20 protein-coding genes, 2 pseudogenes and 2 riboswitches are annotated in these 22,434 nt (G+C 71.7%); of the genes and pseudogenes, 14 read left to right on the forward strand and 8 right to left on the reverse strand.

Annotated features, from left to right (window positions below):
* Positions 1-11: 11 nt before the first annotated feature.
* Positions 12-191 carry a hypothetical protein gene (locus PV350_RS20400; RefSeq protein WP_500335222.1) on the reverse strand — a complete coding sequence of 60 codons (180 nt, stop codon included), beginning with the start codon at positions 189-191 and terminating at the stop codon, positions 12-14.
* A 184-nt stretch (positions 192-375) separates the two neighbouring features.
* Between PV350_RS20400 and PV350_RS20405 the strand changes: the two genes are divergently transcribed.
* Positions 376-933 (forward strand): sigma-70 family RNA polymerase sigma factor, encoded by a 558-nt coding sequence (locus PV350_RS20405; RefSeq protein ID WP_500335224.1) that lies wholly within the window; start codon positions 376-378, stop codon positions 931-933.
* Entirely contained in the window at positions 930-1,628 is a 699-nt protein-coding gene (locus PV350_RS20410) for an anti-sigma factor family protein (protein WP_500335226.1), read from the forward strand. Before PV350_RS20405 ends, PV350_RS20410 begins: the two co-directional genes overlap by 4 nt.
* Before the next feature lie 62 nt (positions 1,629-1,690).
* On the opposite strand, the gene PV350_RS20415 is transcribed toward PV350_RS20410, so the two are convergent.
* Complete coding sequence (locus tag PV350_RS20415; protein WP_499514118.1) at positions 1,691-2,143, reverse strand: MarR family winged helix-turn-helix transcriptional regulator; 453 nt, start codon at positions 2,141-2,143, stop codon at positions 1,691-1,693.
* Between the two features lie 68 nt (positions 2,144-2,211).
* On the opposite strand from PV350_RS20415, the gene PV350_RS20420 reads away from it, so the two are divergent.
* Both PV350_RS20420 and PV350_RS20425 read left to right on the forward strand, forming a co-directional pair.
* Complete coding sequence (locus PV350_RS20420) at positions 2,212-3,303, forward strand: YhgE/Pip domain-containing protein (RefSeq protein ID WP_499514119.1); 1,092 nt, start codon at positions 2,212-2,214, stop codon at positions 3,301-3,303.
* 85 nt (positions 3,304-3,388) lie between these two features.
* Positions 3,389-4,173 (forward strand): annotated as a pseudogene (locus PV350_RS20425) (hypothetical protein).
* A gap of 54 nt (positions 4,174-4,227) precedes the next feature.
* Here PV350_RS20425 and PV350_RS20430 read toward each other — a convergent pair.
* The 4 genes from PV350_RS20430 to gcvT form a co-directional block, all read right to left on the reverse strand.
* Positions 4,228-5,610 carry an L-serine ammonia-lyase gene (locus PV350_RS20430; RefSeq protein ID WP_500335229.1) on the reverse strand — a complete coding sequence of 461 codons (1,383 nt, stop codon included), beginning with the start codon at positions 5,608-5,610 and terminating at the stop codon, positions 4,228-4,230.
* Positions 5,611-5,765: 155 nt separating this feature from the next.
* Entirely contained in the window at positions 5,766-7,037 is a 1,272-nt protein-coding gene (gene glyA / locus PV350_RS20435) for a serine hydroxymethyltransferase (protein WP_500335230.1), read from the reverse strand.
* A gap of 64 nt (positions 7,038-7,101) precedes the next feature.
* On the reverse strand, positions 7,102-7,482 hold the full coding sequence (gene gcvH, locus PV350_RS20440) for a glycine cleavage system protein GcvH (RefSeq protein WP_499514124.1): 381 nt from the start codon (positions 7,480-7,482) through the stop codon (positions 7,102-7,104).
* 85 nt (positions 7,483-7,567) lie between these two features.
* The gene (gcvT, locus tag PV350_RS20445; RefSeq protein WP_500335232.1) at positions 7,568-8,680 is read right to left on the reverse strand and encodes a glycine cleavage system aminomethyltransferase GcvT; all 1,113 of its coding nucleotides are present in this window, start codon (positions 8,678-8,680) and stop codon (positions 7,568-7,570) included.
* Positions 8,681-8,731: 51 nt separating this feature from the next.
* Positions 8,732-8,858: riboswitch (glycine riboswitch) on the reverse strand.
* Position 8,859: 1 nt separating this feature from the next.
* A riboswitch (glycine riboswitch) is annotated at positions 8,860-8,961 on the reverse strand.
* Positions 8,962-9,133: 172 nt separating this feature from the next.
* Between gcvT and PV350_RS20450 the strand changes: the two genes are divergently transcribed.
* Positions 9,134-9,811, forward strand: coding sequence for an AAA family ATPase (locus PV350_RS20450; RefSeq protein WP_499514126.1), 678 nt, complete (start codon positions 9,134-9,136; stop codon positions 9,809-9,811).
* Positions 9,812-9,845: 34 nt separating this feature from the next.
* On the opposite strand, the gene PV350_RS20455 is transcribed toward PV350_RS20450, so the two are convergent.
* Entirely contained in the window at positions 9,846-10,637 is a 792-nt protein-coding gene (locus PV350_RS20455) for a hypothetical protein (protein WP_500335234.1), read from the reverse strand.
* Between the two features lie 183 nt (positions 10,638-10,820).
* Here PV350_RS20455 and PV350_RS20460 point away from each other — a divergent pair, with 183 nt between their 5' ends.
* A complete protein-coding gene (locus tag PV350_RS20460) occupies positions 10,821-11,603 on the forward strand; it encodes an enhanced serine sensitivity protein SseB (protein WP_499514128.1) in 783 nt (260 codons plus the stop codon).
* A 77-nt stretch (positions 11,604-11,680) separates the two neighbouring features.
* Positions 11,681-12,466 (forward strand): enhanced serine sensitivity protein SseB C-terminal domain-containing protein, encoded by a 786-nt coding sequence (locus PV350_RS20465; protein ID WP_500335236.1) that lies wholly within the window; start codon positions 11,681-11,683, stop codon positions 12,464-12,466.
* Positions 12,467-12,548: 82 nt separating this feature from the next.
* On the opposite strand, the pseudogene PV350_RS20470 reads toward PV350_RS20465, so the two are convergent.
* Positions 12,549-13,994: pseudogene (locus PV350_RS20470) on the reverse strand (DUF885 family protein); the annotation flags it as partial.
* Positions 13,995-14,317: 323 nt separating this feature from the next.
* Here PV350_RS20470 and PV350_RS20475 point away from each other — a divergent pair.
* From PV350_RS20475 to PV350_RS20505, 7 genes are all read left to right on the forward strand, one after another.
* Positions 14,318-15,310: an ABC transporter permease gene (locus PV350_RS20475; protein WP_499514131.1), complete on the forward strand. Its 993-nt coding sequence runs from the start codon at positions 14,318-14,320 to the stop codon at positions 15,308-15,310.
* A gap of 104 nt (positions 15,311-15,414) precedes the next feature.
* Positions 15,415-17,193: an ABC transporter substrate-binding protein gene (locus PV350_RS20480; protein ID WP_499514132.1), complete on the forward strand. Its 1,779-nt coding sequence runs from the start codon at positions 15,415-15,417 to the stop codon at positions 17,191-17,193.
* A 105-nt stretch (positions 17,194-17,298) separates the two neighbouring features.
* The gene (locus tag PV350_RS20485; RefSeq protein ID WP_499514133.1) at positions 17,299-18,297 is read left to right on the forward strand and encodes an ABC transporter permease; all 999 of its coding nucleotides are present in this window, start codon (positions 17,299-17,301) and stop codon (positions 18,295-18,297) included.
* Positions 18,294-19,409, forward strand: coding sequence for an ABC transporter ATP-binding protein (locus PV350_RS20490; protein ID WP_499514134.1), 1,116 nt, complete (start codon positions 18,294-18,296; stop codon positions 19,407-19,409). The genes PV350_RS20485 and PV350_RS20490 overlap by 4 nt, the downstream gene beginning before the upstream one ends.
* A gap of 11 nt (positions 19,410-19,420) precedes the next feature.
* Positions 19,421-20,476 (forward strand): ABC transporter ATP-binding protein, encoded by a 1,056-nt coding sequence (locus tag PV350_RS20495; protein ID WP_499514135.1) that lies wholly within the window; start codon positions 19,421-19,423, stop codon positions 20,474-20,476.
* Positions 20,477-20,501: 25 nt separating this feature from the next.
* Positions 20,502-21,167 (forward strand): trimeric intracellular cation channel family protein, encoded by a 666-nt coding sequence (locus PV350_RS20500; protein WP_499514136.1) that lies wholly within the window; start codon positions 20,502-20,504, stop codon positions 21,165-21,167.
* A gap of 82 nt (positions 21,168-21,249) precedes the next feature.
* The gene (locus tag PV350_RS20505) at positions 21,250-22,419 is read left to right on the forward strand and encodes a cysteine desulfurase family protein (RefSeq protein WP_499514137.1); all 1,170 of its coding nucleotides are present in this window, start codon (positions 21,250-21,252) and stop codon (positions 22,417-22,419) included.
* Positions 22,420-22,434 lie beyond the last annotated feature (15 nt).

Consider the following 22,434-nt stretch of genomic DNA (forward strand, 5'->3'; position numbering starts at 1 on the left):
GCCGGCCGGCGTCACCACGGGACGGACCGGACGGACGGGGCGCACCGGCGGCGGTCGCCGGTCCTTGCGGCACCAGCCGTACGGGCGGCGGGGGAGCGGCCCGCGGCGGCGCCGGGGGACGGGGCGACGGCGAACAGCACGGCGGCCGCCGCCAGCAGGCGGACCGTCCTCATCGCGGGGCTGTACCGCATCGTTCCTCTCCTCCTGTGGACCGGCCGGGCACGTGGGGGCGTGTGACCAGACACGGCCCGCGCGGCCCGGCGGTTCAATGCCGGGCCGCGCGGTGTGAGGCGGCTCACCTGAACCCGCCCCGGGTGGGGGCCGTGTCTGCCTCGAGGCACCGCGGCACGGTCGGTGGGCGGACGGAGTGGGCGGATGGCGGCAATGCGGCCCCGTATCCGGCAGAGCCGGGGCACGAGTGACGAGGCGCTCGTCAGGGCGCTCTACGAGGAACACGGCAGGGCCCTGCTCGCGTACGCGACCCGCCTCACCGGCGACCGCGCCGCGGCCGAGGACGTCGTCCAGGAGACCCTGATCCGCGCCTGGCGCCATCCCGAGGCGCTGCTCAACGGCAAGGGCTCGGTGCGGGGATGGCTGCTCACCGTGGCGCGCAACCTCATCACCGACCGGCACCGGGCCATGGCCGCCCGTCCCAAGGAGGTGGCCGAGTCGACGGCCACCGGGCCGGTGGAGCGCGACCACGCGGAGGCGGTGGTGGACGCCGTGGTCGTCATGGAGGCCCTGGAACGGCTCTCCGCCGACCACCGCGACGTGCTGTACGCGCTCTACTTCCGTGGGCAGAGCGTCGCCGAGGCCGCCAGGTCCCTGGGCATCCCGCCGGGCACGGTGAAGTCCCGGTCGCACTACGCCCTCAAGGCGCTGCGCGACTTCTGCCGGCAGGGGCCCGTCGAGATGGGGGAGGTCGCGGCATGAGCACGGGGGTGCGGCACGACGGGGAGGCGCTCACCGGCCGTGTCCTGGGTGCGCTGAACGAGGAGGAGGCCCGCGCCGTGGACGAGCACGTCGTGTCCTGCCGGCCCTGCGCCGCCGAACTCGGGGAACTGCGCTCCCTGGCACAAGCCTTGGGGGACGTACCGCCGGAGGCCTTCCTGGACGGCCCGCCCGAGAGCGGGGAGCTGTTGCTGCAGCGGACGTTGCGTCAGGTGCGTGCCGAACGCGCGGGCGCGCGGCGCCGCCGGTGGGCGGCCGCCGGGGTCGCGGCGGCGGTGGTGGCGGCCGGCCTCCTCCAGGGCGGTGTGCTCATCGGGGAGCACCGGGCCGGGCAGGCGGTCCGGCCGCCGGCCGCGGCCCCGCCGCCGGGGCCCGTCCGCACCGCCTCGGCCACCGATCCGTCCACCGGGGCCCGGTTGACCGTGCGGCTCACCCCGGCCACCGCCTGGGTGCGGCTCCACGCCCGGGTCGGCGGCATCCCGGCGGGGGAGCACTGCCTGCTGGTCGTGGTGGCGCGGGACGGCTCCCGGCAGATCGCCGGAAGCTGGGTGGTGTCGCCGACCGGGGAGGGCCACGGCGTCAGCCTGGACGGCTCGGCGGCGGTGGCCCCGCAGGACGTCGCCGCCGTCCTCGTGGAGACCGCCGACGGCACGGCCTACGTGTCGGCGAAGCCCTGACCACCCCGGGAGCCGGTGGTCGGGCGGTCTACCGATGCGGGCGCCGGCGTCGACGTGAGCGTTCAGTCACCCTCGGACAGCGCGTACGGGTTGAGGGTCGCCAGCATCCGCTGCAGGTCGGCCCGGACCCGCTCGCGCTCGTGCGGGGCGAAGGGGAAGAGGGCCTCTTCCTCGGCGGGGGCGATGGCCCGCTCGGCGCGGACCGCCAGCTCCTCGCCCTCCGGGGTGACGCTGATCTCGATGATCCGGCCGTGCGTCGGATGTGCCCTGCGTTCGACCAGTCCGCGCTCGGCCAGTCCCTGGACCGCGGTGCCCATGGACTGCGGTGTGACCCCGCAGCGGCGTGCCAGTTCGGCACTCGACATGGCCCCGTAGACGCTCAGTTGCATGAGGGTGCTGAACTGCGCCTGGGTCAGCCGGAGTGGGCGCATCGCCTGCTCGATGCGGATCGCGTAAGCCTGCGCGAGCTGCCAGATCAGGTAGCCGATGTGCTCGCGGGGTTCGCGCAGGGGCATGCCGGACGCCTCTCTGTTGTCTGTTAACTTATATAAGTCAACTTATATTATAGGAGGGACTCCCCCTGGTGGACACCGTGATCATCACCGATGCGAACCCCCCTGCGGACCCGCCCCCGTCCCACCAGCGGCACCGACACCGGCACGTCCCGGGGCCGCAGACCGACGCACCGCCCGCCCGGGCGGGACTGACCGGCCCGAAGGCGGTGATCACCCCGGTGATCACGGTGCTCGTCGTCGGACTGTCCTTCGTGAGCGTCTTCCTCGCCGCCTTCCACACGCCCACGGCGCACCGGCTGCCGGTTGCCGTCGTCGCCTCGGACCACTCGGCGGCCCTGTTCGACGTCCGCCTCCAGCGCATCGCGCCCGAGGCCTTCCAGGTCGACCGGTATCCCGACGCGGCCTCGGCCCGGCACGCGGTGGAGCACCGGGAGGCCTATGCGGCCTACCTGTCGGAGGGCGGCAAGCCCCAGGTCGTCTACGCCGGTGCGAACGGCCCCGCGGTGTCCGCCCTGCTCACCCCCCTGGCGTCCGTTCCGCACGGCGAGGACCACAAGATCCCGGTGGTCGACATCCTGCCGCTGTCCTCCGGTGACAGCAGAGGGCTGTCGGTCTTCTACGCCTCCTTCGGGCTGATCCTGGCCGGCTTCCTCTTCGGCCAGCTGACCTACCAGGTCGCGCCACGGCTCTCCTTCTACCAGCGGGTCCTGAGCATCGGCCTCTTCGCCGTCGTCGGCGGCCTGGCCACCACCCTCATCGCCAGTACGGCCTTCGGCGCGATACCCGGCTCCTTCTTCGGAATCTTCGGCGTCGTCACCCTCATGGCCGGCGCGGTCGCCGCCGCCACCGTCGCGCTCATCCGCGTCTTCGGCCCGGCCGGGGTGCTCCTGGGCTCGATCTTCATGCTCATCATCGGGAACGCCACCAGTGGCGGCGTCCTCCCGCCGTACTTCCTGCCGGGCTGGCTGGAGCCACTGGCCTCCGTCATGCCGGCCGGGGTGGGCGTCCGTGCCATGGACGGAATCGCCTACTTCCACCACGACGGCCTGACCCGCGGGATCGTCATCCTCTGCAGCTGGATCGTGGCGAGCGTCGGCACCATGTTCCTGCTCGACCGCATCGCGGCGACCTCGGGGATCGTGCACGCGGCCACCCGCTGAGCGGGAACCACTGCTCCCGGGGACGTATCCGGCCGGCCTCCCCCCGGACGACGACCGGCCGTGCCGCCCCCGGCACGCTGGGGCCATGGCGACGACCACCATCCCCACCGCCGGGGCACGGGCGCACGACGGCCCCCGCACGGCCGACCGCCTGTGTCACGCGACCGGCGCCCTGCTGATCCTCTCGGGCCTGTTCCACCTCGCCGTCCTCGCGGTGGACGGCGGCCCCTGGGACGGCCCGGTGTCCTGGCGCAAGCCCATGACCTTCGGGCTCTCCTTCGGCCTCACCCTCGTCGCGATCACCTGGGTCACCTCGTACCTGGACGTCGGCGCGCGCCTGCGCACGGCACGCTCGCCGTGTTCGCGGCCGACTGCGTCGTCGAGGTCGTCGGCATCACCCTGCAGGCGTGGCGGCACGTACCCTCGCACCTCGACATGGAGACCGGCTTCGACACCGCCGTCTCCATGACGCTCGCGGCCGGCGGCGCCGTGCTCGTCGCCGTCCTGTCGGCCTTCGCCGTCGCGTCCTTCCGGCGCAATCCCGCCGGCCCCGCCGGCATGCCCCTCGCCCTGCGCTCCGGTTTCGCGATCCTGCTCGTCGCCCTGCTCTCGGGCGCCGCCATGATCGCCCGCGGCGTCCACCTCACCCGCACCGGTCACCAGGCCGCCGCCTACGCCTCCACGGCCCCCCTCAAGCCCCTCCACGGCGTCAGCCTCCACGCCGTCCTCGTCCTCCCGGCCCTCGCCTGGCTGCTGTCCCGCACCCGGCTGGCCGCCCCGGCGAAGACGCGCATCCTGCGCGCCGCCGTCGCCCTCTACGCCCTCGCGGTCGCCGCGACCGGCGTGTGGGCGGTGCTCACGTACCGCTGACGTCGCCCACGGGGACGCTCCCGCGGTCCCGGCGGGCCGGGGCCCCGGGCGGGGTCAGCACTCGATGACGTTGACCGCGAGGCCGCCGCGGGCGGTCTCCTTGTACTTGACCTTCATGTCGGCCCCGGTCTCCTTCATGGTCTTGATGACCTTGTCGAGGGAGACGTGGTGCCGCCCGTCCCCGCGCATCGCCATGCGCGCGGCGGTGACGGCCTTGACCGCGGCCATGCCGTTGCGCTCGATGCAGGGGATCTGGACGAGCCCGCCGACGGGGTCGCAGGTGAGCCCGAGGTTGTGCTCCATGCCGATCTCGGCGGCGTTCTCGACCTTCTCCGGGCCGCCGCCGAGGACCTCGGCGAGGCCGCCCGCGGCCATGGAGCAGGCGGAGCCGACCTCGCCCTGGCAGCCGACCTCGGCGCCGGAGATGGAGGCGTTCTCCTTGAAGAGCATGCCGATCGCGCCCGCCGCGAGGAGGAAGCGGACGACGCCGTCCTCCTTCTCCGCCTCCGTCGACTGCCCGGCCACGAAGTTCACGTAGTAGTGGAGCACGGCCGGGATGATGCCGGCGGCGCCGTTGGTGGGGGCGGTGACGACGCGGCCGCCCGCGGCGTTCTCCTCGTTGACGGCCATGGCGTAGAGGGTGACCCACTCCATGGCGTGCGCCACCGTGCTGCCCTCGGCGCGCAGCTGGCGGGCGGTCGCGGAGGCGCGGCGGCGGACCTTGAGGCCACCGGGGAGGATGCCCTCGCGGGTCATCCCGGCCTTCACGCAGTCCCGCATGACCTGCCAGATCTCCAGCAGGCCCGCGCGGATCTCGGCCTCGGTGCGCCAGGCCTTCTCGTTCTCCAGCATCAGGCCGGAGATGGAAAGACCGGTCTCCCGGGTGAGCCGGAGCAGCTCGTCCCCCGTGCGGAACGGGTACCTCAGCACGGTGTCGTCGAGCTTGATGCGGTCCTCGCCGACCGCGTCCTCGTCGACGACGAAGCCGCCGCCCACCGAGTAGTAGGTCTTCTCCAGCACGGGCGCGCCGCCCTCGTCGTACGCGAAGAGCGTCATGCCGTTGGCGTGGTACGGCAGCGAGCGGCGCCGGTGCAGGATCAGGTCGTCCGCGGCGGAGAACGGGATCTCGTGGACGCCGAGCAGGCTGAGGCGGCCGCTGCTGCGGATGTGCTCGACCCGCTCGTCGGCGGTCTCGACGTCGACGGTGCGGGGGGAGTGGCCCTCCAGGCCCAGCAGCACCGCCTTGGGGGTGCCGTGGCCGTGGCCGGTCGCGCCGAGCGAGCCGAACAGTTCGGCGCGCACGGAGGCCACGCCCGCCAGCAGGTCGTCGTTCTTCAGCCGCTGGGCGAACATCCGCGCGGCGCGCATCGGGCCCACGGTGTGGGAGCTGGACGGGCCTATGCCGATCGAGAAGAGGTCGAAGACGGAGATGGCCACGGTGCGATGACTCCTCGGGTTCGCGGACCCCGTTGTCCGCGGGCGGCCGGCGGGGTCGCCGCCGGGGTGGTACGTGTTGCGGCGTGGGTGCGCCGCACTTGTTCCAGTGTGCGGGACCGTCCTCATGGCCGGCCCCGCACACCGGGTGACGCTCGCTACTTCAGGCCGGGGTACAGCGGGTGCTTCTCGGCCAGGGCGGTGACCCGGGCGGCGAGCGCCTCGGCGGTCCCCGCGTCGAAGCCCGGCTTGAGGGCCTCGGCGATGACGTCGGCGACCTCGCGGAAGTCCTCCGCGCCGAAGCCGCGGGTGGCCAGCGCCGGGGTGCCGATGCGCAGACCCGAGGTGACCATCGGCGGACGCGGGTCGTCCGGGACGGCGTTGCGGTTGACCGTGATGCCGATCTCGTGCAGCCGGTCCTCGGCCTGCTGGCCGTCGAGCTCGCTGTGGCGCAGGTCGACCAGGACCAGGTGCACGTCGGTGCCGCCGGACAGCACCGAGACGCCCGCCCCGGTGACGTCGGCCTGCATCAGCCGCTCGGCGAGGATCTTCGCGCCCTCCAGGGTGCGGACCTGGCGGTCCTTGAACTCCTCGGTCGCCGCGACCTTGAAGGCGACCGCCTTCGCCGCGATGACGTGCTCCAGCGGGCCGCCCTGCTGGCCGGGGAAGACCGCGGAGTTGATCTTCTTGGCGAGCTCGGCCTTGGACAGGATCACGCCGCCGCGCGGGCCGCCCAGCGTCTTGTGCGTGGTCGTGGTGACGACGTCCGCGTACGGCACGGGGGAGGGGTGCAGCCCCGCCGCCACCAGGCCGGCGAAGTGCGCCATGTCGACCATCAGGTACGCGCCGACCTCGTCGGCGATCCGCCGGAAGGCCGCGAAGTCCAGCTGCCGCGGGTACGCCGACCAGCCGGCGATGATCAGCTTCGGCCGGGACTCCTTGGCGAGGCGCTCGACCTCGGCCATGTCGACCTGACCGGTCTCGGCGTCCACGTGGTAGGCGACCACGTCGTACAGCTTGCCGGAGAAGTTGATCTTCATGCCGTGGGTCAGGTGCCCGCCGTGGGCGAGGTTCAGACCCAGGATCGTGTCGCCGGGGTTCAGCAGCGCGAACATCGCGGCCGCGTTGGCCTGCGCGCCCGAGTGCGGCTGGACGTTGGCGTGCTCGGCGCCGAACAGCGCCTTGATCCGGTCGATCGCGAGCTGCTCGATGACGTCGACGTGCTCGCAGCCGCCGTAGTAGCGGCGGCCGGGGTACCCCTCGGCGTACTTGTTGGTCAGCACCGAGCCCTGGGCCTGGAGCACCGCGACCGGAGCGAAGTTCTCCGAGGCGATCATCTCAAGGGTGGACTGCTGGCGGTGCAGTTCGGCGTCGACGGCGGCGGCGACGTCGGGGTCGAGCTCGTGCAGTGAGCTGTTGAGAAGCGACATCAGGGGGGTCATCCGTCCGGAGGTCGGAGTGGACAGGGCGGAGCGGTCGGGAGGTCCCGAGCGGTCAGTTGCCGGTGAAGGCGGTGTACTCGTCCGCGGAGAGCAGGTCGGCCGGCTCCTCGGAGATCTTCACCTTGAACAGCCAGCCGCCCTCGAAGGCCGCCGAGTTCACCAGCGAGGGGTCGTTGACGACGTCCTCGTTGACCTCGGTGACCTCGCCGGAGACCGGGGCGTACAGGTCGCTGACCGACTTGGTCGACTCCAGCTCACCGCAGGTCTCGCCCGCGGCGACCGTGTCGCCGACCGCCGGGAGCTGGACGTAGACGACATCGCCGAGGGCGTTCGCCGCGTGCTCGGTGATGCCCACCGAGGACACACCGTCCGCGTCGGCGGCCGAGACCCACTCGTGCTCCTTGCTGTACCGCAGCTGCTGAGGGTTGCTCATGGCGTGAATTCTCCTGGATGACGGTATGTGCTGGTGAACGGCTGTCTTGACAGGTGGGACGGCTGAGCCGGATGTGACCGGTGCCTCAGCGCTGCCGCTTGTAGAACGGCAGGGCGACCACCTCGTACGGCTCATGCGTACCGCGGATGTCCACGCCCACGCCGGAGGCGCCCGGGGTGGCGTGCGCGGCGTCCACGTAGGCCATGGCGATCGGCTTGCCCAGGGTCGGGGACGGGGCGCCGGAGGTGACCTCGCCGACCACCTCGCCGCCCGCCACCACCGGGTAGCCCGCGCGGGGGACCCGGCGGCCCGCGGCGACCAGGCCGACCAGCTTGCGCGGCGGCGCGGCCTCGGCCTTCGCGGCGGCCGCGGTCAGGGCCTGCCGCCCCACGAAGTCACCCGGCTTGTCGAACTTCACGACCCGGCCGAGCCCGGCGTCGAAGGGGGTGAGCGCGGTGGTCAGCTCGTGCCCGTACAGCGGCATGCCCGCCTCCAGGCGCAGCGTGTCGCGGCAGGACAGGCCGCACGGCACCAGGCCGGCGTCCGCGCCAGCCTCGGTCAGCGCCTGCCAGAGCTTCTCCGCGTCGGCCGGGGCGACGAACAGCTCGAAACCGTCCTCGCCGGTGTAGCCCGTGCGGGCGATCAGCGCGGGGACGCCGGCGACGGTGCCGGGCAGGCCCGCGTAGTACTTCAGCCCGTCCAGGTCGGCGTCGGTGACCGACTCGAGGATCCCGGGGGACTCCGGGCCCTGGACGGCGATCAGCGCGTACGCGTCCCGGTCGTCGCGGACGGCGGCGTCGAAGCCCGCCGCGCGCTCGGTCACCGCGTCCAGGACGACCTGGGCGTTGGAGGCGTTGGCGACGACCATGTACTCCTGGTCGCCGAGGCGGTAGACGATCAGGTCGTCGAGGATGCCGCCGTCCGGTGCACAGATCATCGTGTAGCGGGCACGGCCCACGGCCAGCGCCGAGATGTGGCCGACCAGCGCGTGGTCCAGGGCCTCGCCCGCGGCCGGACCGGTGACCGTGATCTCGCCCATGTGCGACAGGTCGAAGAGACCGGCCCGGGTCCGCACGGCGGTGTGCTCGTCGCGCTCGCTGGCGTACCGCAGCGGCATGTCCCAGCCCGCGAAGTCGGTCATGGTGGCGCCGAGGGCGCGGTGCAGCGCGTCCAGTGCGGTACGGCGGGGTTCACTCATCGGGCGGGCTCCCAAGGCAAGGAAACGACGGATAGGGCCATGACGGGCAGGCCCTCCCCATCTGTCATCGGAACCTGAGAGGTTCACCTGGACCCTCCGAGCGGAGGAGTCCCGGTTTGCACCTTGGGTGGGACGGCGCCCCGTCGGCCGGGGCGGACTCGTCCGCTTTTCAGATGTGCCTCGGACGCGCGGTATCTGTGCCTGAGAGATTCAAGGGAGGACTTGCTCCTTCGGCGCCCCACCCCGCCGTGGCGGTGCGGAGACTCTCCCGCGCGGCCTCGAACGGCCGGTATGAGATTGAGGCCGCCATCATTGCACGGGCTCCCGCCGTTGTCGCGATCGCGTCCCGGATGTCCCGGTCCGGTTCCGATCCGGTAGTAACCCCGCCGTTTCTCTGGGTAGGCAAAGACACAGGATTTACCATTTCTTGAACGTCGGACCCGGAGGCGAGCTGTGCGGTGGCAGAGTGCGTATGCGACGGCCGGAGGCCCGGCCGTGTCCCGGCCGGTACCGGCGCGGGCCGGGGAAGCGCGCCGCGGGGGCCGGGCCGTGCGGCCGCGCCGGCTCCTCGACCTGCGGCGGGGGCGCCGGCCCGTGCGCACCCTGCGCTACCCGGCGGGCGACGTGTTGGTCGTCTCCGGCCTCCCGGGCGGCGGGAAGAGCACCCTCATGCGGCGCGCGACGGGCGGTGCCCGCCTGATCGACTCTCAGGACGTACGGGAACGCTGGCAGGCCCGGCTGCCGCGGCTGCTGCCGTACACCCTCTACCGCCCCCTGGTGCGGATCGCCCACTACGCGGGGTTGTGGCGGGCGCTGCGCTCGGGCGACAGCGTCGTCCTGCACGACTGCGGCACCCTGCGCTGGGTGCGCGCCTGGGTCGCCCGTCAGGCCCGGCGCCGCGGACGGGGCATGCACCTGGTGCTGCTGGACGTCCCCTTGCGGACCGCGCTGGACGGCCAGCGCGAACGCGGCCGGGGGGTGTCGACGTACGCCATGGTCCGGCACCGCAACGCCTCCCGCCGACTGCTGGCGGAGGCCGAGGCCGGCCGACTGCCCGCGGCGTGCGCCTCGGTGGTCCTGCTGGACCGCGAAGCGGCCCGGGAGCTCGAGGCCATCGACTTCGACGGCTGAGCGGCCGGGCCGCGACGCGTGAGGGGCGGTACCGCTACGGAACCTGCGGTTCCGCCGCGCCCTCCGGCGCGAGCTGCCCGTCGGGCGCGAGCTGCCCGTCCGGCGAGAGCTGCGCGTCGGGCGCGAGCTGCCCGTCGGGCGAGAGCTGCTGCCCCTGGTCGTTCAGGGGGAGCGGCAGCGGGATCGGCAGCGGCAGTGCGCCGGTGAGCAGCTTCGGCACCGCCAGCAGCAGGGCCTGCAGGTCGGCGACGACGGTGGCGACACCGGCCGTCACACCCGCGAGGTCCTTGGCCAGCACCTTGGCCAGCAGGTCCGTGACGTCCTGGACCAGCTTGGTGAGCGCGTTCTTGACGTCGGTGACGGCGTCCGCGGCGCCCTGGTCACCCGGCCCGCCGATCTGGTCGACGGCGCTCAGGTCACCCGGCTGGCCGGGATCGACCGGCTCCATGCCCGGTTGTGGCGCGCCCGGATCGTAGGCCGACGGGTCGGTGACACCGGGAGATACCGCACCAGCCTGGTCGAGAACCGAGGCCAGCTGCTGGCTCGCCTCTTCCAGACCCCTGCGGAGTTCCTCCAGTTTCGCCGAGTCAGGGGCTTCGACCTGGGCTTCCTGGGTGAGCTTGGCGCCGATGGACAGCGTGTCACCCAGCTTGGCGATGAGTTCGGCGTTGCCCGTCTCCGCCGCGCGGGCGGCGAGGTGCTCGACCTCGACGGCCGTGCTCCGGGTGGGGGCGTGGGCACTCGCGACACCGCCGGTGAGGCCCATCGTCAGCGAGGCGCAGACAGCCGCCGCTATGAGGGTGGAGTTGATCCTGGTGATGCGCATGTCGAGATATCTCCCGGTTGAGGGTTTTCTCCTTGCTCGTCCTACCTTCGGAGCCGTAGTGACGCTTCGCAACCGGACGATCGCATGGTGTGACGACCGCGGGATGCGGGGGTCGCGCGCGCCCGCCGCCGGATAGGGTTTCCACGGAGCGCACCACCACAGGAAATTGCGAGGCGAGACGCAGTGAACATCCCGGGGCAGCGGATACCGGACGGCTTCGCCCCGGCGGGCCACGGTGGCGGCGGCTGGCCCGCCAACGAACTCGAGGAAGTGCTCTCCGCGGCACTCGGCGACCCGGGTGCCACGGCCCGCGTCCTGGAGGTGCTCGGACGCTCGCAGGTGTGGATCCCGCTGCCGAACGGCGGCGGCCCCGACAGCACCGACCTCGACCTGCCGACCCTCGAACTCGAAGGCGGCGTCTACGTCCCGGTCTTCAGCTCCGAACAGCAGTTCCTCGCCGCCGGTTCCGGCATGAGCTTCGCCGTCGCCCCCGCCCGTGAGTTCGCCCGCGGGCTGCCCCCGCAGCTCGGGATCGCCGTGAACCCCGGTGGCGCGGTGGGCATCCCGCTGCCGCCCGCCGCCGTGATGGAGCTGTGCCGCACCGACCGCGAGCCCGGCACCCCGACCGGGGCCCGGGTCCGGCTGTGGGAACCCTCGCCGGACGAGGAGCCGGTCGACTTCCTGGCCGCCGCCGCGGGCGAGTTCGCCGTGCTCCCCGTCGTGCTCTCCGCCCGCCGCGCGCTGGCCAGCGTCGAGGGCGACCCCGCCACGCTCTTCGTCGGCGTCGAGCTCGACCGCTGGCAGGAGGAGGACCGGGCCGCCGCCATGGCCGCCCTCGGGCGCGCGCTCGGCGCCGTACCGCTGCCCTGGCAGGTCAACCTCGTGCTGCTGGACGTCGCACAGGACCCCATCGGCGACTGGATGCTGGAGCGCGTGCGACCCTTCTATGTCGGCACGGGCGCATAACCTGGGTCCGACACGACACCCGAGGCATTCGGCGAAGCAGACGACGCGGACGAGGCAGACGCGGAAGGGCGGGACACGTGAGCGCCGGCGTGGGAGGGGGCGGGGGGTTGGAGCATGCGCTCCGGCAGGTGACGCCCGGTAGGTACGACGCCTACGAGGAAGTGCTGCGGACCCTCGCCGACAGCCAGGTGTGGATGCTGCTCTGGCAGGGCACCCCCGGCGGGTCGGACGCGCAGTACGGCAACATGGAGGTCGCCGGCCACGGCTACGCGCCCTGCGTGACCTCACCGCAGGAGTTCTCCGCCTGCGGCTGGAACCGGGCCCACGAGGTGGTCTCCGGTCGCGAGATCGCGGCCTCGCTCTTCCCCGACCGCTGGGGCCTGTGGCTCAACCCGCACGCCCCCGGCGGCGGCGTCGGCATCCCCTGGCTCGACCTGCGGCGCGTCTGCCTCGGGCTCGACCGCTCCCCGGCCGGACCGCTGCGGATCGGCGAACCCGCGCTCCAGATCCCCCAGTACTACGCCCTGTTGTCGCAGCAGGCCCACCGCACCCCGGCCGTCCGCTCGCTGCGGCGCGCGTGGGTCCAGCCCGCGCTGGGCGAGCCGTACCTCGCGATCGGCGTCGACCTCTACGACGCCGGGCCCCAGGCCGCGGAAACGGTGCGCCTGATGATGCAGTCCGCCCTCGGGGCGGTGCCGCAGGGGCTGCCGGTCGCCACGGTCGCGCTCACGGACGAGTACGACCCGGTGGGCATGTGGATGCGGGCCTCCGCGCAGCCCTTCTACTCCCGAGACGCCCACGGAGCACCGGGTGCGCCGGGTGTCCCCGGTGCGACGTACGGCTGGGCCCCCCAGCCCTACTGACGCCTCCGGCGGTTTCCGGGGGTCGTGTGCCTGTTCGCCGGCGGCTCGCGCGCCGTTGCGCCTGCGGCGCACCGTGGAACCGCTGCAGCGAGAACTCGGGCCCCCAGGCGCGCCGGGCCCGCTCGCGCAGCCGCATGATCTCCAACTTGCCCCAGGTGTAACGGCCGTACGCCGCGTCGAAGGTGCCGCGCCGTGCCTCGGAGGCCGCGCCGGCCCGGGCGAGGTGGGCGTCCCGCATGAAGCGCTGCGTGGCGTCCTCCAGCGTCATCGCCCCCGTGTGCAGCCCGATCGCGCACGCGAGCCGGGTGACGCGTACGAGCGCCTCCAGGGCGACGCCGATCGCGAAGCGGGGGTCGCGGGCCCGGAAGCCCTCCTCGAGGCAGACCTCCTCGACGTAGTGCGCCCAGCCCTCGCAGAAGGACAGCGAGTGCAGGACCCGCCGCACCTGCGTGGGTGCGTGCCGCAATGCCCTGCCGTGGGCGAAATGGCCGGGCGCCACCTCGTGGACGGTGATCGCCGGCAGGCTCGTACGGCTGAAGACCGAGAGCCACTCCTCGCGTTCCTCCTCCGGCCAGTCCGGCTCCGGCGGGGTGACGTGGTACCAGGAGGCGGAATCGGCCTCCTCCGGGGCGGCCCAGGTCATCATCGCCATGGACCAGCGGCGCGACGGCGGCGCCGGCCCGACGAGGCAGTCGCCGTCGAGCCAGGGCACGAGCCCCCGCTGCCGGGTGAACTCGATGACCTCGTCCGTGAGCCGGGCGGCCTCGGGGATGACCCCGTCCGCGTCCGGATGGTCGGCGAGCAGCCGGGGGATGAGCTCGTCCACGGTGGCCTTGGGGTCCAGCCGTCCGCAGGACTCCGTGAGGAGCCCCGTGAGCCGGTCCCGCTCGCGTTCGGCCTCGTCGGCGAGGGCCGAGAGGTCGACCCGCAGGCCCTCCTGACTGCCCATCAGGAGCGCCAGCGCCTCCCCGCCGAGCCGCGGGTCGGGGTCGCCGGTCTCCGCGGCACGGGCGATGTGGTCCACCAGCCGGGCGTGCGCGGCGAGCGCGGGGCCGGCCTCCGGTTCCCGGTCCGGATCGAGGTCGGCGGCCAGGCCGCGGACCGCCCCGAGGAGTGCACCCGCGACCGGCGCGCTCACCCGGTCGAGCGATGCGATGGCCGCGTCGACGGCGTCCGGCCATTGCTGGAGGTGGCGGCTGCGGGCCTGGGCCAGCTCCTCGCGGGGCGCATACTCGCGGTCGTACGCGGTGAGTTCAAGGTTGGACAAATGCGGATATGGGTCACGCCGGTGCAGTTCCAGCTCGCCGTACTGGACCTTGAGGGTGTCCTCGAAGACCGACAGGTGCCGCTCGTCGTGGGGGTCGGGAAGGGCCGGTTCGCGCAGCCGGGCGTGGGCGAGCGAGGACAGTCCGCGGCGGACGCCGTCGGGTGACAGGTCCTGCACCTGGCCGTCGTACTCGTGGAGTCCCGCCATCTCCCTGACCACGGGGACCATCAGGTCGCACACCGAGCGAAGCCGATCATTCATGGCATCGAAGGTAGCGACTCCTCTTGCATCGCGGCGATCTGTCAACGCGCGTAACACTGCGGTAATAACGGACGAAGGCTCACCACATCACGGTTGCGCATCGCTTCCCTGTGGGGTCTGGCGCGTGATCCACGCCCCATGAAGACTCGCGCACCAAGGCGGCTCACACGTCGCCTTAACGATTCATCACAAGCCAAACACACAGCCCAGCGCCACCGCACCACCATCAAGAGCTGCGCCCGACATGGTCGGTCCGCTCCGTCGACCCGGGCGGACGGCCAGGCGAAGCCGGCCACCGCCGGCAGGGGGATGCACGAGGAGACATGACAGCACCGCTGCACGACACCGCCGAGACGGCCGTCGCCGACGTCGCCGCCGACATACCCGCGAAGGCCATCGAGGGGCGTTCGCCCGGGCGTATCGCCTGGATGCGCCTCAAGCGCGACAAAGTGGCGCTGGCAGGCGGCGTGATCGTCGTCTTCCTCATCCTGGTCGCGATCTTCGCCCCCCTCATCGTCAGCGCCCTCGGTCATCCGCCGAACGACTTCCACGAGAACAAGATCGACCCGCTCTTCGGCACCCCCACCGGCAAGTGGGGCGGCATCAGCGGGGATTACCTCTTCGGTGTGGAGCCGGTCAACGGCCGCGACGTCTTCAGCCGCATCGTCTACGGGACGCGGATCTCCCTGCTGGTGGCCTTCCTGTCGGCGGTCGTCGCGGTGGTCCTCGGCACCTTCTTCGGCATCATGGCCGGTTACTTCGGCGGCTGGGTCGACGCCGCCATCGGCCGCGTGATGGACGTCCTCCTGGCCTTCCCCCAGTTGCTCTTCATCATGTCCCTGGTCTCGGTCATGCCGAACTCGCTGCTGGGCTTCAGCGGCACCGGCGTGCGCATGGGCGTCCTGGTCGTCGTCATCGGGTTCTTCGGCTGGCCGTACGTCGGGCGCATCGTCCGCGGCCAGACCCTGAGCCTGAGGGAACGCGAGTACGTCGACGCGGCCCGCAGCCTCGGTGCCGGCCGCGGCTACATCCTCTTCCGGGAACTGCTGCCCAACCTCGTCGCCCCGATCACCGTCTACGCGACGCTGATGATCCCGACGAACATCCTCACCGAGGCCGCCCTGAGCTTCCTCGGGGTCGGCGTGAAGCCGCCCACCTCGTCGTGGGGACAGATGCTGTTCAAGGCGCTGTCCTTCTACGAGACGGACCCGATCTTCATGCTGATCCCGGGCCTGGCGATCTTCATCACCGTGCTCGCCTTCAACCTCTTCGGTGACGGCGTACGGGATGCGCTGGACCCGAAGGGCTCCCGCTAGCCCTCGCACACCGCCCCTGCCATTCCCGTCAGGTGGCTTCTCACCGAGAAGGACCGCAGGTCCGCCGAAAGTCGCGGACCGCGAATCACGGAGGTTACGAAAAAGTGACATCCCCACGCTCATCGAGGCGCAGGCTGGCCGCAGGGACGGCCGTCGTGGTCGCCGCACTGCTGTCCACCGCCGCTTGCGGCGGCGGAGGCGGCGGTGGCGGCAAGTCCGACGGCAACGCCAAGGCCCCCGGATTCAACGCCGCTGTCAACAAGGTGGCGAACGCGTCCGACAAGAAGGGCGGCACGCTCAAGTTCATCGGGACGCAGGACGCCGACTCCTGGGACCCGCAGCGTGGCTACTACGGCTTCATGTGGGACTTCGCCCGGTACTACACCCGTCAGCTGGTGTCCTTCACCCCGGAGCCGGGTCTCGGCAGCACCACGCTGAAGCCGGACCTCGCCAGCGGCCTCGCGAAGGTCAGCGACGGCGGCAAGACCTACACGTACACCCTGAAGGACGGCCTGAAGTGGGAGGATGGCTCCCCGCTGACCTCCAAGGACATCAAGTACGGCATCGAGCGCATCTGGGCGCAGGACGTCATCTCCGGCGGCCCGATCTACCTGCAGCAGGTGCTCGACCCCAAGGGTGAGTACAAGGGCCCGTACAAGGACACCTCGCCCGACAAGCTCGGTCTGAAGGCCATCGACACGCCGGACGACAAGACCATCACCTTCCACCTGGCGACGCCGAACAGCGACTTCGAGCAGATGCTCGCGATGCCGTCCGGCTCCCCGGTCCCCGCGGCCAAGGACACCGGCGCGAAGTACGGCCTCAAGCCGTTCTCCAGCGGCCCGTACAAGTTCGAGTCGTACACGCCGAACAAGTCGATGGTGCTGGTCCGCAACACCAACTGGAGCGCGTCCACCGACGACCTCCGCAAGGCGCTGCCGGACAAGATCACGGTCACCCTGACCACCAACGCCGACGACATGGACAAGCGCCTGATCAACGGCGACTACGACCTGGACCTCAACGCCACCGGCGTCGGCCAGGCCGCGCGCGCCGAGGTGCTCGGCAAGAACAAGGGCAACGCCGACAACCCGGACACCGGCTTCATCCGTTACGCGGTCTTCCCGACCACGGTCAAGCCGATGGACAACATCCACTGCCGCAAGGCGGTCATCCTCGCGGCCGACCACAAGTCGCTGCAGACCGCCCGTGGCGGCCCGCAGGCCGGCGGCGCCATCGCCCCCAACATGCTCCCGCTGGGCATCAAGGGCGCCGACGCCAACTACGACCCGTACAACGTCCTGAAGGACACCTCGGGCAACGTCGAAGAGGCCAAGAAGGAGCTCAAGGCCTGCGGCCAGCCCAACGGCTTCAAGACCACGATCGCGGTCCGCAACAACAAGCCGATCGAGATCGCCACGGCCGAGTCGCTGCAGGAGTCGCTGAAGAAGGTCGGCATCACCACCGAGCTCGACGAGTTCGACGGTGCGCAGACCTCCGGCATCATCGGTGCCCCGAAGACGGTCAAGTCCAAGAACTACGGCATCATCATCATGGGCTGGGGCGCCGACTTCCCGTCGGGCCAGGGCTTCCTCCAGCCGCTGGTCGACAGCCGGTTCATCCTGGAGAGCGGCAACAACAACTTCGCCGAGATCAAGGACAAGTCGATCGACGGCCTGTTCGACCAGGCGCTGCAGCAGACCGACCCGAACGCCGCGGCCGACCTGTACAAGCAGATCAACCAGAAGGTCTCCGAGGGCGCGTACTACCTGCCCTTCACCTTCGAGAAGAACATCATCTGGCGCAGCTCCCGCCTGACCAACGTCTACACGGCCGACGCGTACAACGGCCGCTACGACTACGCCTCGCTGGGCGTGCAGTAACAACCCTCGAATCGATCGAGTGCCACACCCGCTAGGCACGAAGGGCAGGTGATGGCCGCGTGCGGCGGCCCGGGTAACCCCCGGGCCGCCGCCGGGCCGAGCACAGTGCTTGCATACATCATCCGGCGACTGTTCGCTGTCGTCGTCATGTTGCTGGTCATCACGTTGGTGACCTTCGGGATCTTCTTCCTGATCCCCAAATGGGTCGGAGTCGACCCCGCCACCTACTTCATCGGGAAGCAGGCGGATCCGGCCTCCCTCGAGGGCATTCGGAAGAAGATGGGCCTCGACGATCCCATCCTCGTGCAGTTCGGCAAGTTCCTGTGGGGGCTGTTCGCCGGGCGTGACTACGCCAACGGCGCGGACGTCACGCACTGCCCCGCCCCTTGCTTCGGCTACTCCTTCCGCAACGAGCAGGCGATCTGGCCGGTCCTGACGGACCGTCTCCCGGTGACCCTGCAGCTGGCCGCCGGCGCCTGCGTCATCTGGGTGATCGTCGGCGTCGGCACCGGTGTCGTCTCCGCCCTCAAGCGCGGCTCCGTACTGGACCGCTCCCTGATGACGGTGGCGCTCGCCGGCGTCTCGCTCCCCATCTACTTCACCGGCATGATCGCCCTCGCGGTGGTCGTCTACGGGCTCGGATGGATCGACGGCCAGTACGTGCCGTTCGGTGATTCACCATCCGCCTGGTTCGGCGGCATGCTCCTGCCCTGGGTCACGCTCGCCTTCCTCTACGCCGCCATGTACGCCCGGATGACCCGGGCCACCATGCTCGAGATCATGGGCGAGGACTACATCCGCACCGCGCGTGCCAAGGGCCTGCGCGAGCCGGTCGTCATCGGCAAGCACGCCATGCGCTCGACGATGACCCCGGTGCTCACCATCCTCGGCATGGACCTCGGCGCCCTCGTCGGCGGCGCGATCCTCACCGAGACGACGTTCAGCCTGCCCGGCATCGGCCAGGCGGCGGTGAAGGCGATCTCGGACAAGGACTTCCCGCTGATCCTCGGCGTCACGCTGATCGCGGCCGTCGCCGTGGTGGTGGCCAACCTCCTCGTAGACCTGCTGTACGCCGTCGTCGACCCGCGCGTGAGGCTGTCATGACCGACCTCCCCATCCAGAAGTCCGGCACCGGGGCGGACGCCGCGCCGAACGAGCCGGTGGCCGGGAAGGCGGGGCAGCCCACGGCGTTCCTGGAGGTCCGCGACCTCAAGGTGCACTTCCCGACCGACGACGGTCTGGTGAAGTCCGTCGACGGCCTCTCCTTCCAGCTGGAGAAGGGCAAGACCCTCGGCATCGTCGGCGAGTCCGGCTCCGGCAAGTCGGTGACGTCCCTGGCGATCATGGGTCTGCACCGGGCCGGCCAGTACGGCCGCAGCAGGGCCCGGATGTCCGGCGAGATCTGGCTCGACGGCAAGGAGCTGCTCTCGGCCGACCCGGACGAGGTCCGGCGGTTGCGCGGCAAGGACGCCGCGATGATCTTCCAGGACCCGCTGTCCGCGATGCACCCCTACTTCACCGTCGGCGCGCAGATCGTCGAGGCGTACCGGGTGCACCACGACGTGTCCAAGGCCGTGGCCCGCAAGCGCGCGGTCGAGATGCTCGACCGCGTCGGCATCCCGCAGCCCGACAAGCGCGTCGACGACTACCCGCACCAGTTCTCCGGCGGCATGCGGCAGCGCGCGATGATCGCCATGGCGCTGTCCAACAACCCCGACCTGCTCATCGCGGACGAGCCGACCACCGCGCTCGACGTGACCGTGCAGGCGCAGATCCTGGACCTCATCCGGGACCTGCAGAAGGAGTTCGGCTCCGCGGTCATCATCATCACCCACGACCTCGGCGTCGTCGCCGAGCTCGCGGACGACATCCTGGTGATGTACGGCGGACGCTGCGTGGAGCGCGGACCGGCCGACAAGGTCTTCTACGAGCCGCAACACCCCTACACCTGGGGCCTGCTGGGCTCGATGCCGCGCCTGGACCGTGAGCGCACCGAACGGCTCAACCCGGTCAAGGGCTCGCCGCCGAGCCTCATCAACATTCCGTCCGGCTGCGCCTTCCACCCGCGCTGCCCGTACGCGGAGCTCACCGGCGGCGCCAGCACCACCGTCGTTCCGGAACTGCGCGAGGTCGGCAGCCGGCACCACGCCGCGTGCCACCTGGGCGCGGCGGACCGGGAGCGCATCTGGACCGAAGAGATTGCGCCGAAGCTGTGAAAGGCCAGGAGATGACGATCCCCCAGCAGTCGACCGCCGACGGGTCGGATGCGCTGCTCAAGGTGAGCGGCCTGGTCAAGCACTTCCCGATCACCAAGGGTCTGCTGCGGCGCCAGGTCGGCGCGGTCAAGGCCGTCGACGGCATCGACTTCCACGTCAACCCCGGGGAGACCCTCGGCGTGGTCGGCGAGTCCGGCTGCGGCAAGTCCACGATGGGCCGGCTGATCACCCGGCTTCTCGAACCGACCGGCGGGAAGATCGAGTTCGAGGGCCGGGACATCACGCACCTGGGCACCGCGGGTATGCGCCCGCTCCGCCGCGACGTGCAGATGATCTTCCAGGACCCGTACTCCTCCCTCAACCCGCGGCACACCGTCGGCACCATCGTCGGCGCGCCGTTCCGGCTGCAGAAGGTGCAGACGGAGAACGGGGTGAAGAAGGAGGTGCAGAACCTCCTGGAGCTGGTCGGCCTCAACCCCGAGCACTACAACCGCTACCCGCACGAGTTCTCCGGCGGCCAGCGGCAGCGCATCGGCATCGCCCGCGCGCTGGCGCTCAAGCCCAAGCTCGTGGTCGCGGACGAGCCGGTGTCGGCGCTCGACGTCTCCATCCAGGCCCAGGTGGTCAACCTCCTGGACGACCTGCAGAGCGAGCTCGGCCTGACCTACGTGATCATCGCGCACGACCTGTCGGTCATCCGGCACGTGTCGGACCGCATCGCGGTCATGTACCTCGGCAAGATCGTCGAGGTCGCCGACCGCGAGGACCTGTACACCAAGCCGATGCACCCGTACACCAACGCGCTGCTCTCCGCGGTGCCGGTGCCGGACCCGAAGCGGCGCGCCAAGCGCGAGCGGATCCTGCTGACCGGCGACGTCCCGTCGCCGATCGCCCCGCCGCCCGGCTGCCGCTTCCACACCCGCTGCTGGAAGGCGACCGAGGTCTGCAAGACCACGGAGCCCCCGCTGGCCATCCTGGCCACCGGGCACCAGGTGGCCTGCCACCACCCGGAGAACACCGGCGACTCCGGCAGCGGCACGGCCGGGAAGACGGCCGAAAAGGCCTAGCCACCCACCCGGCACAATGGGGCCGGTGCAAACCGAACTGTTCAGCCACTCCGTCCAGCACGTGCTCGACCTCGTCGGAATCTTCGTCTTCGCGATCTCCGGCGCGCTGCTCGCCGTACGCAAGAACTACGACGTCTTCGGCATGGCGGTCCTCGCCGAGGTCACCGCGCTGGGCGGAGGGCTGATCAGGGACCTGATCATCGGGGCGGTCCCGCCGGCCGCCTTCACCGACCTCGGCTACTTCCTGACCCCGCTGATCGCCACCACGGTGGTGTTCTTCCTGCACCCCCAGGTCGAGCGGATCAACACCACCATCAACATCTTCGACGCCGCCGGCCTCGGCCTCTTCTGCGTCGCCGGCACCACCAAGGCCTACGACTACGGCCTCAACCTCACCGCCTCCGCCACCCTCGGGCTCGCCACCGCCGTCGGCGGCGGCGTCCTGCGCGACCTGCTCGGCAACGAGGTCCCCTCCCTGCTGCGCTGGGACCGCGACCTGTACGCGGTGCCGGCCATCGTGGGGGCCACCGTCGTGGTCGTGCTCATCAAATTCGAGGCCCTGACCCCCGGCACCGGGGTGCTCGCCGTCATCAGCGCCTTCGTCCTCAGGCTGCTGGCCATGCGCTACCACTGGCGCGCCCCCCGCGCCTGGCACCGGCGCACCACCGCGGCGGAGGAACTCCACCTGTAGCGGGGCACCACCCGGCGCCGTGGGCCCCGGGACGGGCCTCGGTCCGGGAGGGGGCCGCGGCGCCCGTAGAATCACGCTCATCATGGCCTACCTCGACCACGCCGCCACGACCCCGATGCTGCCGGAGGCCGTCGAGGCGATGACCGCGCACCTCGCCGTCACGGGCAACGCATCCTCCCTCCACGCGGCCGGCCGCCGGGCCAGGCGCACGGTGGAGGAGTCCCGGGAGTCCCTGGCCGCCGCGCTCGGCGCCCGCCCCAGCGAGATCGTCTTCACCGCGGGCGGCACCGAGGCCGACAACCTCGCGGTCAAGGGTCTCTACTGGGCCCGCCGCGACGCCGACCCCCGGCGGACCCGGGTCCTCGCCAGCCCCGTCGAGCACCACGCCGTCCTCGACGCCGTCGAGTGGCTCGCCACGCACGAGGGCGCCCGGGTCGAATGGCTCCCGGTCGACGCCTACGGTCGCGTCCACCCCGAGGCCCTGCGCGAGGCCATCGCCCGCGACCCGGGCGATGTGGCCCTCGCCACGGTGATGTGGGCCAACAACGAGGTCGGCACGATCTTCCCGGTTGCGGAACTCAGCGCGGTGGCCCGGGAGTTCGAGGTGCCGCTGCACTCCGACGCCGTCCAGGCCCTCGGGCAGGTCGAGGTCGACTTCGCGGCTTCCGGGCTCGACGCGATGACCGTCACCGGGCACAAGGTCGGCGGGCCGTACGGCGTCGGGGCACTGGTGCTCCGGCGCGAGATCGGCCCGGTCCCCGTCCTCCACGGCGGCGGCCAGGAGCGCGGCGTACGCTCCGGCACGCTCGACGTCCCCGCGGTCGCCGCGTTCGCCGTCGCCGGGACGCTCGCCGCGCAGCGGCGCGAGGACTTCGCCCGGGAGGTCGGCGCCCTGCGCGACGACCTGGTCGCCCGGGTCCGCGAAGCCGTCCCCGAGGCCATCCTCAACGGCGACCCCGCCCCCGGCGGCCGCCTCCCCGCCAGCGCACACTTCTCCTTCCCCGGGTGCGAGGGGGACTCCCTGCTGATGCTGCTCGACGCCCAGGGCATCGAGTGCTCCACCGGGTCCGCGTGCACCGCCGGCGTCCCCCAGCCCAGCCACGTCCTCCTCGCCATGGGCGCCGACCCCGACCTCGCTCGGGGCTCCCTGCGCTTCTCCCTCGGGCACACCTCGACCGCGGAGGACGTCGCGGTCCTCGGCGAGGCGATCGCCCCCGCCGTGGCCCGCGCCCGGAGCGCGGGCCTGATGTAGCGCCCGCGCCGGGCC

It is taken from the genome of Streptomyces sp. PA03-6a, assembly GCF_033792765.1.
Lineage (GTDB): Bacteria > Actinomycetota > Actinomycetes > Streptomycetales > Streptomycetaceae > Actinacidiphila.

Bases quoted from the DNA above. Each gene is read 5' to 3' on its own strand.
- gcvT (WP_500335232.1), bottom strand. From the start codon at position 8,680: ATGAGTGAACCCCGCCGTACCGCACTGGACGCGCTGCACCGCGCCCTC.
- PV350_RS20455 (WP_500335234.1), bottom strand. From the start codon at position 10,637: ATGCGCATCACCAGGATCAACTCCACCCTCATAGCGGCGGCTGTCTGC.
- PV350_RS20495 (WP_499514135.1), top strand. From the start codon at position 19,421: ATGACGATCCCCCAGCAGTCGACCGCCGACGGGTCGGATGCGCTGCTC.
- gcvH (WP_499514124.1), bottom strand. From the start codon at position 7,482: ATGAGCAACCCTCAGCAGCTGCGGTACAGCAAGGAGCACGAGTGGGTC.
- PV350_RS20415 (WP_499514118.1), bottom strand. From the start codon at position 2,143: ATGCCCCTGCGCGAACCCCGCGAGCACATCGGCTACCTGATCTGGCAG.
- PV350_RS20400 (WP_500335222.1), bottom strand. From the start codon at position 191: ATGCGGTACAGCCCCGCGATGAGGACGGTCCGCCTGCTGGCGGCGGCC.
- PV350_RS20475 (WP_499514131.1), top strand. From the start codon at position 14,318: ATGACAGCACCGCTGCACGACACCGCCGAGACGGCCGTCGCCGACGTC.
- PV350_RS20490 (WP_499514134.1), top strand. From the start codon at position 18,294: ATGACCGACCTCCCCATCCAGAAGTCCGGCACCGGGGCGGACGCCGCG.
- PV350_RS20410 (WP_500335226.1), top strand. From the start codon at position 930: ATGAGCACGGGGGTGCGGCACGACGGGGAGGCGCTCACCGGCCGTGTC.
- glyA (WP_500335230.1), bottom strand. From the start codon at position 7,037: ATGTCGCTTCTCAACAGCTCACTGCACGAGCTCGACCCCGACGTCGCC.
- PV350_RS20505 (WP_499514137.1), top strand. From the start codon at position 21,250: ATGGCCTACCTCGACCACGCCGCCACGACCCCGATGCTGCCGGAGGCC.
- PV350_RS20405 (WP_500335224.1), top strand. From the start codon at position 376: ATGGCGGCAATGCGGCCCCGTATCCGGCAGAGCCGGGGCACGAGTGAC.